Annotated in this window: 24 protein-coding genes and 1 pseudogene; 15 read left to right on the forward strand and 10 right to left on the reverse strand. The window is 35.7% G+C overall.

Annotated elements, in window-relative coordinates; translation table 11 throughout:
* The first annotated feature begins 118 nt into the window (after positions 1-118).
* Together ACQKNI_RS19965 and ACQKNI_RS19970 are read left to right on the forward strand one after the other, a co-directional pair.
* Positions 119-616: a shikimate kinase gene (locus tag ACQKNI_RS19965; protein ID WP_098252987.1), complete on the forward strand. Its 498-nt coding sequence runs from the start codon at positions 119-121 to the stop codon at positions 614-616.
* A 38-nt stretch (positions 617-654) separates the two neighbouring features.
* Positions 655-855 (forward strand): YqzE family protein, encoded by a 201-nt coding sequence (locus tag ACQKNI_RS19970; protein ID WP_000106081.1) that lies wholly within the window; start codon positions 655-657, stop codon positions 853-855.
* 69 nt (positions 856-924) lie between these two features.
* Here the strand turns inward: ACQKNI_RS19970 and ACQKNI_RS19975 are convergent, their stop codons facing one another.
* Positions 925-1,557, reverse strand: coding sequence for a VC0807 family protein (locus ACQKNI_RS19975; RefSeq protein WP_088230934.1), 633 nt, complete (start codon positions 1,555-1,557; stop codon positions 925-927).
* A 141-nt stretch (positions 1,558-1,698) separates the two neighbouring features.
* A complete protein-coding gene (locus ACQKNI_RS19980) occupies positions 1,699-1,815 on the reverse strand; it encodes a GTP pyrophosphokinase (protein WP_088231088.1) in 117 nt (38 codons plus the stop codon).
* Between the two features lie 73 nt (positions 1,816-1,888).
* Here ACQKNI_RS19980 and ACQKNI_RS19985 point away from each other — a divergent pair, with 73 nt between their 5' ends.
* Together ACQKNI_RS19985 and ACQKNI_RS19990 are read left to right on the forward strand one after the other, a co-directional pair.
* Entirely contained in the window at positions 1,889-2,116 is a 228-nt protein-coding gene (locus tag ACQKNI_RS19985; RefSeq protein ID WP_000032701.1) for a hypothetical protein, read from the forward strand.
* 105 nt (positions 2,117-2,221) lie between these two features.
* Positions 2,222-2,353: a hypothetical protein gene (locus tag ACQKNI_RS19990; RefSeq protein ID WP_088230935.1), complete on the forward strand. Its 132-nt coding sequence runs from the start codon at positions 2,222-2,224 to the stop codon at positions 2,351-2,353.
* A gap of 37 nt (positions 2,354-2,390) precedes the next feature.
* On the opposite strand, the gene ACQKNI_RS19995 is transcribed toward ACQKNI_RS19990, so the two are convergent.
* Positions 2,391-3,185 carry a YqhG family protein gene (locus ACQKNI_RS19995; protein ID WP_088230936.1) on the reverse strand — a complete coding sequence of 265 codons (795 nt, stop codon included), beginning with the start codon at positions 3,183-3,185 and terminating at the stop codon, positions 2,391-2,393.
* Positions 3,172-4,854, reverse strand: coding sequence for a DEAD/DEAH box helicase (locus ACQKNI_RS20000; RefSeq protein WP_088230937.1), 1,683 nt, complete (start codon positions 4,852-4,854; stop codon positions 3,172-3,174). The genes ACQKNI_RS19995 and ACQKNI_RS20000 overlap by 14 nt, the downstream gene beginning before the upstream one ends.
* Before the next feature lie 390 nt (positions 4,855-5,244).
* Between ACQKNI_RS20000 and gcvT the strand changes: the two genes are divergently transcribed.
* The 10 genes and pseudogenes from gcvT (at position 5,245) to ACQKNI_RS20050 (ending at position 13,152) form a co-directional block, all read left to right on the forward strand.
* Complete coding sequence (gene gcvT / locus ACQKNI_RS20005) at positions 5,245-6,345, forward strand: glycine cleavage system aminomethyltransferase GcvT (RefSeq protein WP_000631766.1); 1,101 nt, start codon at positions 5,245-5,247, stop codon at positions 6,343-6,345.
* 20 nt (positions 6,346-6,365) lie between these two features.
* Positions 6,366-7,709, forward strand: coding sequence for an aminomethyl-transferring glycine dehydrogenase subunit 1 (gene gcvPA, locus ACQKNI_RS20010; RefSeq protein WP_088230938.1), 1,344 nt, complete (start codon positions 6,366-6,368; stop codon positions 7,707-7,709).
* Positions 7,706-9,181 carry an aminomethyl-transferring glycine dehydrogenase subunit 2 gene (gene gcvPB / locus ACQKNI_RS20015; protein WP_088230939.1) on the forward strand — a complete coding sequence of 492 codons (1,476 nt, stop codon included), beginning with the start codon at positions 7,706-7,708 and terminating at the stop codon, positions 9,179-9,181. The genes gcvPA and gcvPB overlap by 4 nt, the downstream gene beginning before the upstream one ends.
* Before the next feature lie 289 nt (positions 9,182-9,470).
* The gene (locus ACQKNI_RS20020) at positions 9,471-9,674 is read left to right on the forward strand and encodes a DUF3929 family protein (RefSeq protein WP_000639159.1); all 204 of its coding nucleotides are present in this window, start codon (positions 9,471-9,473) and stop codon (positions 9,672-9,674) included.
* A gap of 70 nt (positions 9,675-9,744) precedes the next feature.
* Complete coding sequence (locus ACQKNI_RS20025) at positions 9,745-9,936, forward strand: hypothetical protein (protein WP_000535933.1); 192 nt, start codon at positions 9,745-9,747, stop codon at positions 9,934-9,936.
* Positions 9,937-10,052: 116 nt separating this feature from the next.
* The gene (locus tag ACQKNI_RS20030; RefSeq protein ID WP_088230940.1) at positions 10,053-10,427 is read left to right on the forward strand and encodes a GntR family transcriptional regulator; all 375 of its coding nucleotides are present in this window, start codon (positions 10,053-10,055) and stop codon (positions 10,425-10,427) included.
* A 3-nt stretch (positions 10,428-10,430) separates the two neighbouring features.
* The gene (locus ACQKNI_RS20035) at positions 10,431-11,303 is read left to right on the forward strand and encodes an ABC transporter ATP-binding protein (protein ID WP_088230941.1); all 873 of its coding nucleotides are present in this window, start codon (positions 10,431-10,433) and stop codon (positions 11,301-11,303) included.
* Positions 11,284-11,952: an ABC-2 transporter permease gene (locus ACQKNI_RS20040; protein ID WP_098252988.1), complete on the forward strand. Its 669-nt coding sequence runs from the start codon at positions 11,284-11,286 to the stop codon at positions 11,950-11,952. The genes ACQKNI_RS20035 and ACQKNI_RS20040 overlap by 20 nt, the downstream gene beginning before the upstream one ends.
* Before the next feature lie 14 nt (positions 11,953-11,966).
* A pseudogene (locus ACQKNI_RS20045) lies at positions 11,967-12,600 on the forward strand (ABC-2 transporter permease).
* Positions 12,601-12,966: 366 nt separating this feature from the next.
* A complete protein-coding gene (locus ACQKNI_RS20050) occupies positions 12,967-13,152 on the forward strand; it encodes a hypothetical protein (protein ID WP_140417373.1) in 186 nt (61 codons plus the stop codon).
* Positions 13,153-13,168: 16 nt separating this feature from the next.
* Here ACQKNI_RS20050 and ACQKNI_RS20055 read toward each other — a convergent pair whose 3' ends face one another.
* From ACQKNI_RS20055 to ACQKNI_RS20075, 5 genes are all read right to left on the reverse strand, one after another.
* The gene (locus tag ACQKNI_RS20055) at positions 13,169-13,426 is read right to left on the reverse strand and encodes a DUF3975 family protein (protein WP_088230945.1); all 258 of its coding nucleotides are present in this window, start codon (positions 13,424-13,426) and stop codon (positions 13,169-13,171) included.
* 15 nt (positions 13,427-13,441) lie between these two features.
* Positions 13,442-13,756, reverse strand: coding sequence for a DMT family transporter (locus ACQKNI_RS20060; RefSeq protein ID WP_000312621.1), 315 nt, complete (start codon positions 13,754-13,756; stop codon positions 13,442-13,444).
* Between the two features lies 1 nt (position 13,757).
* Positions 13,758-14,090, reverse strand: a complete 333-nt coding sequence (locus ACQKNI_RS20065) for a DMT family transporter (RefSeq protein WP_088230946.1) — start codon at positions 14,088-14,090, stop codon at positions 13,758-13,760.
* 71 nt (positions 14,091-14,161) lie between these two features.
* The gene (locus tag ACQKNI_RS20070) at positions 14,162-14,743 is read right to left on the reverse strand and encodes a TetR/AcrR family transcriptional regulator (protein WP_170933767.1); all 582 of its coding nucleotides are present in this window, start codon (positions 14,741-14,743) and stop codon (positions 14,162-14,164) included.
* A gap of 97 nt (positions 14,744-14,840) precedes the next feature.
* Positions 14,841-15,818, reverse strand: a complete 978-nt coding sequence (locus ACQKNI_RS20075) for a LacI family DNA-binding transcriptional regulator (protein ID WP_088230948.1) — start codon at positions 15,816-15,818, stop codon at positions 14,841-14,843.
* 317 nt (positions 15,819-16,135) lie between these two features.
* Here ACQKNI_RS20075 and ACQKNI_RS20080 point away from each other — a divergent pair, with 317 nt between their 5' ends.
* Positions 16,136-16,672, forward strand: a complete 537-nt coding sequence (locus tag ACQKNI_RS20080; RefSeq protein ID WP_140417384.1) for a DNA polymerase III subunit delta — start codon at positions 16,136-16,138, stop codon at positions 16,670-16,672.
* A 40-nt stretch (positions 16,673-16,712) separates the two neighbouring features.
* Here ACQKNI_RS20080 and ACQKNI_RS20085 read toward each other — a convergent pair whose 3' ends face one another.
* Positions 16,713-17,096, reverse strand: a complete 384-nt coding sequence (locus ACQKNI_RS20085) for a rhodanese-like domain-containing protein (protein ID WP_088230950.1) — start codon at positions 17,094-17,096, stop codon at positions 16,713-16,715.
* Between the last annotated feature and the right edge of the window lie 66 nt (positions 17,097-17,162).

Here is a 17,162-nt window from a genome sequence, read left to right on the forward strand (position 1 = left end):
TTGTATATGTGACGTTTTGTTCTTCGTTGTATAAGGAGAACAAAACGTTTTTTTGTTAAATAAAATAACATCTTTCGTTATAATAACAAATAACACAGGATGATTGAGAGGAACGAAAATGAAATCTATATACATAACCGGTTATATGGGAGCTGGAAAAACAACAATTGGAAAAGCGTTAAGTAAAGAACTTCATATGGATGTTGTAGATACAGATCAAAAAATCGAAGAGAAGCAGGAGAAGGAAATTCGACATATTTTTGCCGAAGAAGGAGAAATCGCCTTCCGGGAATATGAAAGTGAAATGCTACGTTCACTACCGATTCATAATGTAATTATTACAACTGGTGGAGGAATTATTGAACGGGCGGAAAATCGAAAGTGGATGAAGGAAAATGGAACTGTCGTGTATTTATATTGTGATCCGTATGTAATTGCAGAAAGACTTCGTGAAGATACGACACGTCCACTATTTCAAAAGAAAGACATAGATGCATTTGTAGCTAAATTTGAATCGCGCCGAGCTTATTATGAAGAGGCTCATATTCATATTGATACGACGAATAAGTCTGTAAAGCAAATTATGAATGAATTAAAAGAAAAGATTAATGAATAAAAAAGTGGACATACTAATCAAGTAGAGGTGATGATAATATGTCTACTAATGATTATGTTCGCTTTGTGACACAGCAGTTTGTGTCGTATATGGATGCTCCAAAAGAAGATCGTAAACAAAAGAAAGAACAACGCCGTGCTGAAAAAGAGCCATTTATGAATAAGTGGTTTGGTGTTATGCCGCTTAGTGCTGCTTTGTTTTATCGTAACGTAAAAAATAAAAGAAAAAAATCAAGTTAACGAGTTCGTAATATGTGTAGCAATAAATAAAAATCCCCTAGTAGCATCGTACTACTAGGGGATTTTTATTTATTGCACAGATTCTTGTTCTTCAGTAACCGCATGTATTTTATTGTTCACCCATACGAACCCTATTCCAATACAAATAGAAATACCCCAGCCGACAGCAGTCATAATCGCTCTCATTTCACCATAGCCATCTACACCGAAAACAGAGATGAAATAAATTTTTAAGAAGCTTTTTAATATAAATTGCAGGCCGAAAAATAGTGTTAAATATTGCAGCGCTGGATATATACGGCTATCACGATAAAGCTCACGACTTTTATCACGGTCATGGCCTTGTAATGCTGCAATATCTGCAGCAAAATATAACATGAGTGGTTTTTTTACAAAGATGGTACAAATAACGATAATACCGAGTACGATATGATAATACGCATCATTCCATAACATTCGTTCAGCTGATCCGGATAATAAATCTACTGTCGTATTAGCAATGAGTGTAATTAAAATAAAGAACCCTGTTACGTTAAACTGTTTTTCTTTTTTAAAGGTATACAGTGTATAAATAATCCCCGGAACAGAGGAAATTAACATCGCGTAATAAGGATCGATATAAGGTTTTGCGAATTTCCAAATGAGGAATGGAAATACGAGATAAAAGACGAGATCTAATATAGCTTTTTTATTTTGATTCATACAAATCCTCCTTAAGTCATACATATATTTTATAATATAATTTCTGAAAATTATATAAGGTTTACTGCGAAAAGCAAAAAGTATATTAATCTTTTGGGAATTAGTAGATTTGAAAAATTGCCCCTAGCGTAGTAAGTTTTTTTAGTATATAATAAAGGAAACGCTTTCATTTTGGGTTTGTTCACAAAATGGACGGAAAATCACATGTTTACTATCGATATGTTGCTTTATAATGAAACTAATTAAATATACATGCATACAATATTGTGAAATAAATAACATAAATAATCTATATAAATGTAAACGTTATCAAAAGAGAGAGGTGGAGACAATGAGTAAATTTTTCTTCAATCATAATCCAGCAACAGTAGAGGATGGAAGGCTTGTTAAGTATGCTGAAATTATTTATGGAGAAGGTGGCCGTTCTGTACTAGAAAATTTAATGGTGAAGGCATCTATCAGATTACGTGATCGTTATCCGAATAAATCTGACGAGCAGATCTCGAACCTTGTAAATAAAGGCATCCATGATATGTTTCAAAAATACGTGAATGAGTAAGAAGTAAGAGTAGCTAATGGCTGCTCTTATTTTTTTTGTATAAGGATTGTATCTCTAGTTGAAAATAAACATGTATTTTGAAAGACATAAAAAGGAGTGGAAAAGATGAGCAATGGAATTGGCCGTTCAAAAGAGAATCTTCCAACTGATGCAAATCATGTGAGTGCAAAGGATCGTGCATATCAGAAACGTACGGCAGAGAAAAAACAGCAAGAGCGTAATGGTGATAGAGGATAAATCAAAAGAAAGCTCCTTCTAAAGCAGAAGGAGCTTTTTAAGAGAGAAAATGATTAGCGGTAATATAAAAAAGGCCGCCGTTAATAATTTGTATTGTAATGCGTGGTTCATATTGTTCTTGCAGGGCTTGTTTTTCAATTTCATAGCTTTCGGGAAGTTCATCACTATCTTCGTAAAAACGGTTTAAAAGATCTAAATCGTGATTCCAGCGTACTCTCGCTTCTTTCGCCCACGTATGGTCATCTTCTGCAATAATATTTTTTAAAGCGTCCTCTATACGTTGTAACCCGCTTTGCGGTTTAATGATAGGCGAGAGAGTAAAACAAAAGTCAGGTATTTTTGGTGTAAGTTTAATAGTCGTTAATGTGTCATGAAAGTTTGCCATCATTGCTCCAGAAATGAGATGAATACCAATGGAGTGAAGGATGTCTTTTTTTCGATCACATTGGTAAGAAACTTTTATATTTATACCGAGCCACGGGTGGAGTGGGGTATGCGTTGTACCGTTATGCCTTACTTCTTCGTATAAGCGTATGTAAGATCCGAGTTCTTTTGTCGTCTGGAAAATTTGATGTAGACGTGGTGAACCGTAGTGAATAAGCTCGCCATCCTTTTCTTCATTTTCTGGATTGGTAATAAGAGTAAGGCGCATCGGATTCGGTACGCCTCCTGTTTTCTCAAGGTAGTGCCAATAAAAAGGGCGATTCATTAATAATTTATCCATTTCAATTGTTAATTGCACGTCCAGTAGATGAGGAGAACGCCCTAAAATTTCGCAGTTATTCGCCTCAAAGAAATTGTATAAGTAATTATGAATTTCATGTTGCTGCATAGCCTTGCACCTCAGCTTCATTTCGTTTCGCAAAGTCAATAATAGATGTTAAGTTTTCCATCTTAATTCGAATTTCACCTTCGCTTTTTGATTGCGCGAAAATTTCTTGAATATGTGCGTCGATGTTTTTCATATTAATTCTTGTTAAAATTTCATCGAGTTCACCAATAACACGCTCAAATAAGTTGATTTTTTCATATAACAGTTTCAAAATATGTTCTTCAACAGTATGCTTTGTAGCTAAGTTATAAATGTGAACATCATTTTTTTGACCAAGGCGGTGAATACGTCCAATTCTTTGTTCAAGGCGCATTGGATTCCATGGTAAATCGTAATTAATCATATGGCTACAAAACTGTAAATTAATACCTTCTCCACCAGCTTCCGTTGCAATTAACACTTGAGCACGATTTTGGAAAAGTTCCTTCATCCAATCTTTCTTCCCGCGTTTAAATCCGCCTCGGAATGGTACGGAAGAAATGCCGTGTTGTTGTAAGAACCATTGTAAATACATTTGTGATGCTCGGTATTCCGTGAAGATGACGACTTTATCATTGATTTCTTGTATAAGCTCTAGAGCTTTATTTGCTTTTGAGTTAAAAGGAATATGATTAATTTTATCCATTAGCACATCAATATGCGGGTCCTTTATGTAATGCTCATTTTCCTTTTGTCGTTTTTCTACATGTTTTTTTAATGAATAGTAAACAGCCTCGCGACTACTACACGCTTCCCGTTTTAAAGTTAATGATGAAAAAGCAGATGTGAAGGCATCTTGTCCTCGCCAATTTTCAATATCGTTATATAAAGCTTGTTCTTCTTCGTTAAACTCAACAAAAATTGTACGTACATGCCTCTTTGGCCAATCAATTCCAGTATTATGGCGTCTATTTCGGACCATTACTTTGTTAATGAGAGCTTTTAAGTCCTCATCTGATTCGGCCGAACGATTTTTTGAAGCGTAATATTCTTCGAAGTTTGATTGATTTCCTAAATGTCCTGGCTTTAATAAAGAAACAAGATTGAAAATTTCATCAATTTTATTTTGAACAGGAGTTGCGGTTAGTAATAAACAAAACTTCTTTTTTAATCGCTGTGCAAATTCATAGTTTTTTGTTTTATTATTTTTCAGTTTATGTGCTTCATCGATAATAATAAGGTCATATTCTAAATTTAAAACGATATCGCGATGTGGTGAACGCTTTGCAGTATCGATGGATGAGACGATCACATCAGCTTGCTCCCATGAATAGCTTTTCTTTTGCGCTACCGCTGGAATGAAAAATTTTGTGTTGAGTTCGTATGCCCATTGTGACACGAGAGAAGCTGGCACGAGTATGAGTACTTTTTTTACAAGCCCACGCACCATATATTCTTTTAAAATAAGTCCAGCTTCAATCGTTTTTCCAAGTCCGACTTCGTCGGCTAGTATCGCTTTACCGTTCATTTGTTCAATCACATTTTGAGCAACTTCTAATTGATGAGGAAGCGGTGTGAAATGGGATAAATGTTTCGGTGCTTGTAGTCCATCGAAAGTAGGAACAAGTAATGATTTTTCTGTTTCATAAGCTAAATGGTATAAATCCCAGTTTGTCCAAGGGCCATCTTCGTCAATTCTATTTAAAAAATTGTTTTGCCACGTCCGATCTACGGAAATATCAACATTCATTACGGCTCTCCCACCTTTTATAAACTAAAGAAATTATTTTTAAGTGTGTAATGATTCGCCTTGAAAGAAGGCGTTATTATCGTTATTAAAGGCTATATGATAGACAATAATAACGTATTAAATCTCAAAAGCTGTATTTAATAAGTTTAAGCATAAAAAATTCTAAATTATTTTTTATGCTAGAATATTGATGAAATATAGCGAATAATGTTAGGATAATGGTGTGAAATGTATGGAATCTTTCGTATTTTATCCAAGAAAGCGATTTTTTATTTACGCTTTCATAAAAAAATATAATGAGATTCCGTATATCCTATCTTTTCAGAATGAAAATGTTTAGATAAGGGAAACAACTTTTATTGATTTGTCAGAGCATAAGGGGGAGAGAGCATGATTACATTACAACGTACACCGTTATTTGATGTATACGCGAAGTATGGTGGGAAAACAATCGACTTCGGTGGTTGGGAATTACCAGTTCAATTTTCAAGCATTAAAGAAGAGCATGAAGCTGTACGTACAGCGGCAGGTTTGTTCGATGTATCTCATATGGGAGAAGTTGAGGTAAAGGGTGTAGATAGTTTAGCATTTTTACAACGTGTTGTTACAAATGACGTATCTACCTTAAAGGTAGGGGGCGCACAATATACAGCTATGTGCTACGAAAATGGTGGTACAGTAGATGATTTATTAATCTACAAACGTGGTGAAGAAGACTATTTATTAGTAATCAATGCATCAAATATCGAGAAAGATTACGAATGGTTAGCAAGTCATGTAATTGGCGATGCGACAGTAGTCAATGTTTCTAGTGAAGTTGCACAGCTTGCAATTCAAGGACCAAAAGCAGAAGGCATTTTACAAAAAGTTGTGTCAGAAGATTTGAAAGAAATTAAGTTCTTTAAATTTAAAAACGATATTCTTGTAGATGGAATTCCAGCACTTGTATCTCGTACAGGTTACACAGGTGAAGATGGATTTGAAATTTACTGTAAGAGTGAAGATGCTGCAAAACTTTGGGAGAAACTTCTTGAAGTGGGAGCAGAAGAAGGCTTAAAAGCATGTGGTTTAGGTGCTCGTGATACACTGCGCTTCGAAGCAACATTACCACTTTATGGTCAAGAATTATCGAAAGATATTACACCGATTGAAGCTGGAATTGGCTTTGCGGTAAAACCAAATAAAGAAGCAGACTTCTTTGGAAAAGAAACGTTAAAAGAGCAAAAAGAAAACGGTGCGCCTCGTAAATTAGTCGGCATCGAAGTAATCGAACGCGGTATTCCTCGTACGCATTACCCTGTATTTATTGGAGAAGAAAAAATCGGGGAAGTAACGAGTGGTACACAATCTCCAACGTTAAAGAAAAGCATTGGTTTAGCACTAATTGATGTAAAATACGCAGCAGTTGATACAGAAGTAGAAATTGAAATTCGTAATAAACGCGTCAAAGCAGTAGTTGTTCCAACACCATTTTATAAACGTTCAAAGTAACGGGGAGAGGGGTAGATTTCATGTTGCATCGTTATCTTCCAATGACAGAAGAAGACAAAAAAGAAATGTTACAAACGATCGGCGTTCAAACGATCGATGATTTATTCTCTGATATTCCAGAGAGTGTTCGTTTTAAAGGGGATTTAAAAATTAAAGAAGCAAAATCAGAGCCAGAGCTTTTAAAAGAGTTATCTCAAATGGCTAGCAAAAATGCGAACTTAAAAGAATACGCTTCTTTCTTAGGAGCAGGTGTATACGATCATTACGCTCCAGTAATTGTTGATCATGTGATTTCTCGTTCAGAATTTTATACAGCTTACACGCCATACCAACCAGAAATTTCACAAGGGGAATTACAAGCAATTTTTGAATTCCAAACGATGATTTGTGAATTAACAGGAATGGACGTAGCGAATTCTTCTATGTATGACGGAGGTACAGCTTTAGCTGAAGCAGCAATGCTGGCAGCTGGCCATACTCGTAAAAAGAAAATTCTTGTATCTAGTGCAGTTCATCCGGAATCAAGAGCAGTACTTGAAACATACGCAAAAGGTCAAAATTTAGAAGTTGTTGAAATTAATCATAAAGATGGTGTAACAGATTTAGACGTATTACAAAGTGAAGTAGACGATACAGTTGCGTGTGTAATTGTTCAATATCCAAACTTCTTCGGACAAGTTGAAAAGTTAGCGGATATTGAAAAAATCGTTCACCAACAAAAATCATTATTTATCGTTTCTTCAAATCCATTATCATTAGGCGCATTAACACCACCAGGAAAATTTGGTGCTGATATTGTAATCGGTGATGCACAACCATTTGGTATCCCAACTCAGTTTGGTGGACCGCACTGTGGTTACTTTGCAACAACGAAAGCATTTATGCGTAAAATTCCAGGACGTCTTGTTGGACAAACTGTAGATTCAGATGGTAAACGTGGGTTTGTATTAACGTTACAAGCGCGTGAACAGCATATTCGCCGTGACAAAGCGACGTCTAACATTTGTTCAAACCAAGCGTTAAATGCATTAGCAGCATCAGTTGCAATGACGGCACTTGGAAAACAAGGTGTGAAAGAAATGGCACGTCAAAACATTTCTAAAGCACAATATGCAAAACGTCAATTTGAGGCGAAAGGCTTCACAGTTACATTTGCTGGACCATTCTTCAATGAGTTTGTTGTAGATTGCAAACGCCCAGTAAAAGAAGTAAACGACGCATTAATCCAAAAGAATATTATCGGTGGTTACGACCTAGGCCGTGATTATAAAGAGCATGAAAACCATATGCTTGTAGCAGTAACAGAGCTTCGTACAAAAGAGGAAATTGACACACTTGTAAACGAAATGGGGGCTATCCAATGAAGAACCAAGACCAAGCACTTATCTTTGAAGTGAGTAAAGAAGGACGCGTAGGATATAGCTTACCCAAATTAGATGTAGAAGAAGTGAAACTAGAAGATGTGTTTGAGAGCGATTATATTCGAGTAGAAGATGCAGAGCTACCAGAAGTATCTGAACTTGACATTATGCGCCATTATACAGCACTTTCAAACCGTAACCACGGCGTTGATTCTGGCTTCTATCCACTTGGATCTTGTACGATGAAATATAATCCGAAAATTAACGAAAACGTAGCTCGTTTTGCAGGATTTGCAAATATTCATCCACTTCAAGACGAAAAAACAGTGCAAGGTGCAATGGAATTAATGTATGACTTGCAAGAGCATTTAATTGAAATTACAGGTATGGATACTGTTACATTACAACCAGCAGCTGGTGCACACGGAGAATGGACAGGTTTAATGTTAATTCGTGCATACCACGAAGCAAATGGTGACTTTAACCGTACGAAAGTAATTGTTCCTGACTCTGCTCACGGAACGAATCCAGCATCTGCAACTGTAGCTGGTTTTGAAACAATTACAGTAAAATCAAATGAAAATGGACTTGTTGATTTAGAAGACTTAAAACGTGTTGTAAATGAAGAAACAGCAGCACTTATGTTAACAAATCCGAACACGTTAGGCTTATTCGAAGAAAACATTTTAGAAATGGCAGAAATCGTCCATAATGCAGGCGGTAAACTATACTATGATGGTGCAAACTTAAATGCGGTATTAAGCCAAGCGCGCCCAGGAGATATGGGATTTGACGTTGTGCATTTAAACCTTCATAAAACATTTACAGGTCCTCACGGCGGCGGTGGCCCAGGTTCTGGTCCAGTAGGTGTGAAAGCTGATTTAATTCCGTACTTACCAAAGCCAATTTTAGAGAAGACGGAAAATGGTTATCACTTCAACTATGATCGTCCAGAAGCAATTGGGCGTGTAAAACCATTCTATGGTAACTTCGGAATTAACGTTCGTGCGTACACATATATTCGTTCTATGGGTCCAGATGGACTACGTGCAGTAACGGAGTATGCGGTATTAAATGCGAACTATATGATGAGAAGATTAGCTCCATTCTATGATCTTCCGTTCGATAGACATTGTAAGCATGAATTTGTATTATCAGGTCGTCGTCAAAAGAAACTTGGTGTACGTACATTAGATATCGCAAAACGTCTGCTTGATTTCGGTTACCATCCACCAACAATTTACTTCCCATTAAATGTGGAAGAATGTATTATGATTGAGCCAACAGAAACAGAATCAAAAGAAACATTAGATGGTTTCATCGATAAGATGATTCAAATCGCTAAAGAAGTAGAAGAAAATCCAGAAGTTGTACAAGAAGCGCCGCATACTACAGTCATTAAACGTTTAGACGAAACGATGGCTGCACGTAAACCTGTTTTACGTTATGAAAAGCTAGCTCCTGTACAAGTTTGATGAGAATGAAAAAGAACTCGCTACATGCGGGTTCTTTTTTTGTTTGGAGAATTTGTGCAGAAATAGTGAAGAAAATGTTAAAAATTAAATTTTTTTGTTTCATATTGCTGTCAAGATGTAGTTTTATAGGTGGTTTTGTTGAAAAAGTCGGTTTGATAAAAGTATTTATTTTTGTTAGAATTTTATTGAAATTAAGAAGATGTGATGAGACGAAATTTACTCATTTTTATGTATATGTGAAAAAACGAGCAAGTTTGGGGGTGAAATTGTGGGATATCGGTGTTATAGAATGATATACCATTTAGAAAACGGAAAAACGATTAAAGATGTAAAAGAATTTTGTTATCGAGACCAAGGAAAAGTGCTAGAAAGAGTAGCGCATCGTGTAATGGATAATAGAGAAGTGACGGCGATTGATAAACAAGGAACAATCATTTCAATAGCGTGTGAGGACATCATAAAGGTGGAACTTGATTACATAACAGAAAGTTAACCTTGAGTCATATCGAATTATTCGATAAAATATACTGTTGAATGGTGAAGTGAGAAGAGAGGAGTTTATCATGGGTAGTACAAGACACTTTTATATGTTTATCTTAGCGTTTGTTCTTGTTGTGGCATTAACGATTTATTTAATTGTTGATAGCAGCTGGTACAACACAGTTCATCCGGCATTCCTTCTGTTTATGTATATAGGAATTGCGGTAGTGAGTTTCGGAATGAGAGACGAGATGTTAGATCGCTTTGAAAAGTGATACATATACGAAAGACCAACAGGAAAATGTTGGTCTTTTTTTCTTGCCAAAAATAGGATGTTGTGTATATACTGTGTATATAAGATATATACAGTATATACACACTGGAGGAAAACATGAATATTATTATTTCGAATTCTTCCCAAGACCCTATTTATGTGCAAATAAGAAAACAATTAAGCCAGCTTATTTTAAATGGTGGTTTAAAGGGTGGAGATCAATTACCGTCTATTCGTAGCTTAGCGAAGGAATTACAAATTAGTGTAATTACAACGAAGCGTGCGTACGAAGAGCTTGAAAAAGAAGGATACATAGAAACGGTGGCTGGGAAGGGGACTTATGTTTCACGTAAAAATAATGAACTACTAAAAGAACAGCGGCTACGTTTATTGGAAAATAAAGCTGAAGAAATTGTGAAAGAAAGTAAAGTGTTGCAGCTGTCGCTTGAAGAATTACAGCAGATGATTGCGTGTTTATACGAGGGGGAATAAGGGATGTTAGAGCTAAAAAACGTTTGTAAAAGTTATGAAGATTTTGCAGTGAAAAATATAAGTTTTGCATTACCACGTGGATATATTATGGGATTTGTCGGACCGAACGGGGCCGGGAAAAGCACGACAATCAAAATGATTATGAATTTAATTAGAAAAGATAGTGGTGATATAAAAATTTTTGGCAAAGACAATAAGAAAGCCGAAAAGGAAATAAAACAAAATATCGGTTTTGTATATGATGAAAATCATTACTACGAAGATTTAACGTGTGAACAAATGAAACGTATTATTGCACCGTTATATAAAAAATGGGACGAAAAGCAGTATCAATCGTATATGCAGAGATTGCAAGTCCCAAAGTATAAAAAGATTAAAGAACTATCTAAAGGGATGAAAATGAAGTTTGCGATTGCTATCGCACTTTCGCATCATGCAGAGTTTATTATTATGGATGAACCGACAGCAGGATTAGATCCAGTTGTTCGAAGTGAATTACTTGATATGTTGCAAGAGATTGTAATGGAAGATGAAGTATCGGTATTATTCTCAACGCACATTACAACAGATTTAGAGCGCATCGCAGATTATATTACGTTCATCAACGATGGAGAAATTATATTTACTGGTGAAAAAGACGACTTAATGGAGAACTACGTAATCGTAAAAGGAAGTAATGATTTATTAGACCGAGAAGGAAAAGAACTATTTGTTGGATTACGAAAAAATAAGTTTGGTTTCGAAGGTTTAGCGAAGGATAAACAAGCAATTATAGATTGGTTTGGAAATGAGGTTGTAATAGAAAAGCCTACATTAGATGATATTATCGTTTATACCGCGAAAGGGAGAGGTGCTTATGCGTCAGCTCGTATATAAAGATTTGTTCTTTTTTCGGGGTATATGGTTAGTGTATCTTATTATACCCTGTATATTCTTTTTATTTGAACCTAGTGGTGAAGTGCTATTTCCTATGAGTTGTGTATTTATAACTCTTTCCTCAGTTACGATATTAATCGTAGTAGATGAACGGAATACAAGTGACATTATGATTAATAGTTTACCGTTAAGCAGAAAGGATATCATTATCGCTAGATATATTTTGAGTGCAATATTCATTGTAGGTGGCATGCTTTCTACGATGTTAGTCGTTTTTCTTATAAGAGGCATTATGGTCATTGGTGATATCGTTGCATATCATCCTAATCTATACATTGAAATTTCATGGTATGAAGTAGTAAATGGAGCTGTTTACGCCTTATTTTTTGTTGCAATGTTTTTCCCTAGTTATTATGGTACAAAATCAAAGGTAGTGAGAAGTATAGTATCAGCAGCATCAATGGGAGTGAGTGTAATTCTTTGGATGTTTATTAGTGATGAGCTGAATGAAACAACACTTTCATTTATTGAATGGATTATGAATCCAATGCATATTGGTGTATTTATAGTTGGAGGAATTATATTAGCTAGTGTCTATATCGTTTCTATGTTTCTTACAATTAAAATTTATGAAACGCGTGATTTATAGAGAGGGGAATTCATATGCAACAGTTGATTTTGAAGGAGTTTTTCTTACAAAGAAAAATGTTCCTTATCTATTTGATCTTACCAATATACGGAGCATTCCAAAACTCTATAGAACCATTTCAAATGGCGTATGTTTGTTTTGCTATATGTCTTTTGATGATTTCAATCTCTTTATCAAATGAAGAGAAAAATAGTACGGAAAAAATATTAGTAAGTCTACCTTTTACTAGAAAAGATATTGTCATTGCGAAATACATATCGATACTATTTTTTATGGCATTCAGCTTAATCATTACATTCGTTTTCTTTGTACTACCTGTATTTGTATTAAAAGAAAATATAAATATTCCTTGGTATGCAGCATTTATAGCTATTTTCTTTTCTGTTCTGTATGCTGTTATGATCCTTCCAATAAAATATAGTGAGGATAAGCGAACGGTTACTATGCTGGGATTAGTTATGATTTTTTCCTATAATAGGTTTACTAGGATTTATGTGCAATATATTTACGGATGAAAGGCTTATGTTAATGATTTTTCGAACTTCGGATGTGCTATTAGTTATAAGTATTTTAGGTATAGGCGCGTGTGTAAGTTATTTAGCTTCAATGTTTTTGGCGATTGTAAGTTTTAAAAAGAAAGAGCTTTAATGCTTGTGGTTTGTCTTATATAAAAACTAATAAGTGATGTTAAGGAATGAGTTTAATATGCATGTTCATAGTATCCGTCTTCGTTTCAGTGAAATTGTATGAGAAGAGAGGATTTTAAAAGGTGCCCTATAAAAGGCACCTTTTTCAATAACGACAATATGAAAGTAAGAGTTTATAAACAGAGAGGCTATTCGGCACATCTTTCGGAGTATGTAATATAAAGCTGAAAACGATAACGAGAATAAGAAAGAGGAAAAATAAAAATAGGATTTGCTTATGTATAGAATTTTGCATATTATCCACTCCTTTTTTAGGTAGTATGTCCAAAAGAAAGGAGTGTATGAAAAATTTCAGGAGGGGAGAATGATGAACAAAAGAAAATGGTTATATAGAATAGGGGTACTTTTATTTTCAATCGGTCTCATATTAGCAAATTTTTACTCAGACATACCATCACCAATTCCTAATTTGCATAAAGGAATTGGTATCAGTATTGTCATAGTTGGTCTTATTTGTCTTATCACATCAAACTTCTACAGAAAGTCTGAATGAATATAAAAAAGGACAGTTACTCTTTTTCAGAAGTGCTGTCCTTTTTAAATACTTTATTCAATAGTTTGGCGATGCTCCATATAATGACGATTGCAATGGAGGCGATAATGGACCAAACAATTGATATAATTTCAAGTGTCATGTTAGGAAGGAATGTGAAAATGGATAATACTCTATGAAACAACCATTCTATTATATGAAAACTTATTTGTAATAGAATGACGATACCAAGTGTGATCCATGCTAACATTTGCTGTCCTTTTTCTTTCCACATGGCGTTCACCGCACGTTAGCTTAATAGTTTTAAGCCAACAGCGCCGCATAGAATGCAGCTTAAGAAGGCAAGACGACGCCAATCTGCTGATTCGCGGAAAATAAGAATACCTAGAAGTGCACTACCAGCAGTTCCGATTCCAGTCCAAATTGCGTAAGCAGTTCCCATCGGTAATGTGTCCATCGCAAGAGATAAGAAGAAGAAGCTTACGCCGAAGTTAGCGATTAAAATAACTTTTGGTGCCCAGCCCTTCTTTTCAGTGGCTACTTTCATAAAGAGTACACCAATAATTTCACAAATACCAGCTAGAATTAAAAATACCCAAGCCATTTTATGCGGCCTCCTTCGCTTCTTTTTCTTCTGTTACTCGTTTTAGACCAATTACGCCGAAGAAGATTAAGCCGATTAATAAAACTTTTACGATAGAGAAAGGTTCTCCAAAGATGAGAATTTCTGTAAGAACGATTCCGCCAGCTCCAATTCCTGTAAAGACGGCGTATACAGTGCCGACAGGTAAATCTTTATAAGCTCTAAATAATAAGACGAAACTAATTGTAATTAATAATGCAACGCCAGCCCATTCAAGTGGTGCCTCCGCGTGTTTTAGTCCAATAACCCAAAAGATTTCAATAATACCAGCTAAGATTACATAAATCCATGCCATATGTTATTTCTCCTTCCTACCAGTCGTTAGGTAAAGGGCTTAAAAACGACGCATTGCAAAGGAGCAATCCGTCAGTTTGAAAGGCCTCGCCAAAATACTTGCCAAGAGGCGTTTAAACGAGTCTCAAAGCGATTTAAACCTGCGAATAGTAGTTCAACCATAAGTCCGTCTAGTAAGCATAGAAAAGCTTCTAGAGCGTCTTTCACTTCAATGTTATGCAGTTCACTTTGCTCGTTTGCCTGTTTAAATATAGGGAATAAAAGTTTTCCGACGTTTTCGATGTGTGCATTCGCTTTATCGATAATTTGTTCGCGAAATGCATCAGGCGGAAAATAGGAAGTTCGTAACCAAAACATTGATTCTTCACTCTCACCAAATCGTTTTGCGTAGCCCTTTAGTAACTGTAAGAGCAATTCTTCAGTGGATGAATTGGAAAAGCTTTCGATATCGCCTGTGAAGCTCTGCAAATCTTTTTGAAGAGCAGATTCTAAGCATATAAAATATAGCTCTTCTTTTCCTTTAAAGTGTGCGTAAATCGATGGTTTTTTAATCCCGACTTCTTGAGCAATATTTGCTAATGAAGTTCCTTCATAGCCGTAGCGTGCGAAATGAGAAAGTGCTACAGCTTTAATGCGGTTTGCTGTCATTTCTATCCCCTACCTACCGTTCGTTAGTTTTTATTATATGCGAGTAAAAATACAAAGTCAATAGGTGACGAGCTGAAAAAGAACGCTATAGGTAACGCTCTTTTTAAATTGTTTTTCGCTCAATTAAATGGAAGGACAGTTCTTCAGCGCTCCCAATAATTTTCTCGCTTTGTATTTGATTATGGAATAAAGAAAAAGCACGAGATCCCATCGTGAGACCGGGATGTTCAATAGTAGTAATTTCTAGTGCTTTTGAAATTTCATGGTTATCGAATCCTAAAATAGCAAGATCTTCAGGGACGCGAATGCCGTGTTTTCTTGCTTCAGTTAATAAACCAGCTGCAACTTGATCATTCGCCGTGAAAATAGCGGTTGGACGATTTTTCATCTTTAAAATGCGATGGAGTATTTGTGCTCCGTCTTGCATCGTGTAGCATTGATGAAAAATCCAATCAGATTGCACTGCTTTGCCATCATGACGAAGGGTATCAGCGAACGCTTTTTCACGCTCTATAGAATTTGCACTTGTTTTTCTTGCTAAACAAATCCCGATTTTTTCATGACCTTTACTTAGTAAATATGCAGTACCGAGACGGAAGCCTTCATAATGATCTACATAGACAGATGAAATGAGGGGGTGGTTCATTTTTTCGCATGAAATAATAGGGGCGAATTTTGAGAAAGGTTCAATTTGTTCCCATGAACTCGTTCGGGAGCAAATAATCATCCCGTCGAATTGCTTCATTTTCATCATTTCAAGAACACGAATTTCTTCGAGGCTATCATAATTTGTTTGGCATAAATTAATATGATATCCAGCTAATAATGCTTCGTTTCCGATTCCTTCAATAATCGTACTAAAATACGGAAGGTTAATAAAAGGTAGCATAACGCCAATTGTATATGTTTTTCCTCTTATTAAATGGACAGCATTTATATTTTTTGCATAGTTTAATTCTTCGACAGCATCTAGAACCCGCTTACGCTTTTCTTCTTTTACGTAAGGGTGATTATTCAGGACACGCGAAACAGTTGATATAGATACACCAGCAGTTTTTGCAATTTGTTTTATATTGGCCATATGTATCACCTCTTTCCCTTATTATAAAGGGAAGATGATAAGAAGGAAAAAATCTTGACCTGAAAAGCTTTTCACAAACTATGTTATTAATGAGGCTTCCTTTTCTTCGCGTAACCTTTTCACTTGGGCGTAAGAATGATAAGGGGCTTTTTTTGCGTCTATAAAAAGTTTTGTCAAAATGTGTGAGAATAACGTGGAAAGTTTTCAAAGGTGGAGTTTGATAACGGAGCGAATATGAAGAGCATATAAACGCTTTATTCGTTAAGGGAGCGGTAGGAAAGGGCGGAAACAAATTGAAAAAAAGAATCATTTGTTTCGTGTTTTCTAGTTTCGTGCTTAGTTCATGTTCGTTTCAGCAAACGATGCAAGAAGAAAAAAACTTTGTGGGAACAACAGGCGGGGCTATGGATCGCGTTACGGATCCTATTCCGCTGAAGGAAATTCCGAAATATTTTCCAGTGAAGTTTAAAGTTCCGACGTTTTTGCCGTACGACATCATGAGTGATGTGAAGGGGGAAGTAAGAACCATTGGAAAAAAGAACGCTGTCTTAACGATTAAATATAAGCAGCAGGAACAAGGGAGACATGAATATATTGAGCTAAATGTTGCGAATTTTTCTTATAGTTTTCCGGAATTCGTGGAAGAGAAACGATTTCAAGAACAAATAAGATTGAATAATGGAGCCGCCGCTTATTTTAAAAATAAGGATGACTTCGAACGAGGGGACGAGTTTGCTACGCTTATTTGGAAAGAGAAGGGGATTGAGTATCAACTATTGCATCGTAATGTAGAAGAGAATGATGTAGATGTGATTAAGCAAAATTTATTATACATTGCGAACAATATGAAATGAAAAAACTAGCTGAATCATTCAGCTAGTTTTTTGTATGTTATTATTTCTTTTTAACTTTTCCAGTCCACGTTTTGAATCCACCTTGTAATTGGTAGAAATCTTTGTAACCTTGTTTTTTTAAGTATTGAGCCGCACGACCAGTACGGAATCCGCTTTGGCAGTATAAGTAAACTGGTTGATCTTTACGAAGTTCTTTATGACGAAGGCGAATTTGTGATAACGGAATGTTACGTGCGCCTAAAATATGCCCTGCAGTATATTCGTCTGCTTCGCGGATATCGATAAGCTGTGCTTTACGGTAACCAGCGCGAAACTCTTCTTCTGAAAGTGTTGTAATTAATTTTTTCTGATAGAAATACATCCATACAGTGTAGCCGATGAACGCTACGATTACGGCTAATAAAATAATCCAAGTTGTTGACACGATTCTATCGCTCCCTTTTTTCTTATCCTACTTTCAATATTATAATGCCCGTATGTATTTATGCAA

The organism is Bacillus sp. NPDC094064 (assembly GCF_050279585.1).
Classification (GTDB): Bacteria; Bacillota; Bacilli; order Bacillales; family Bacillaceae_G; genus Bacillus_A.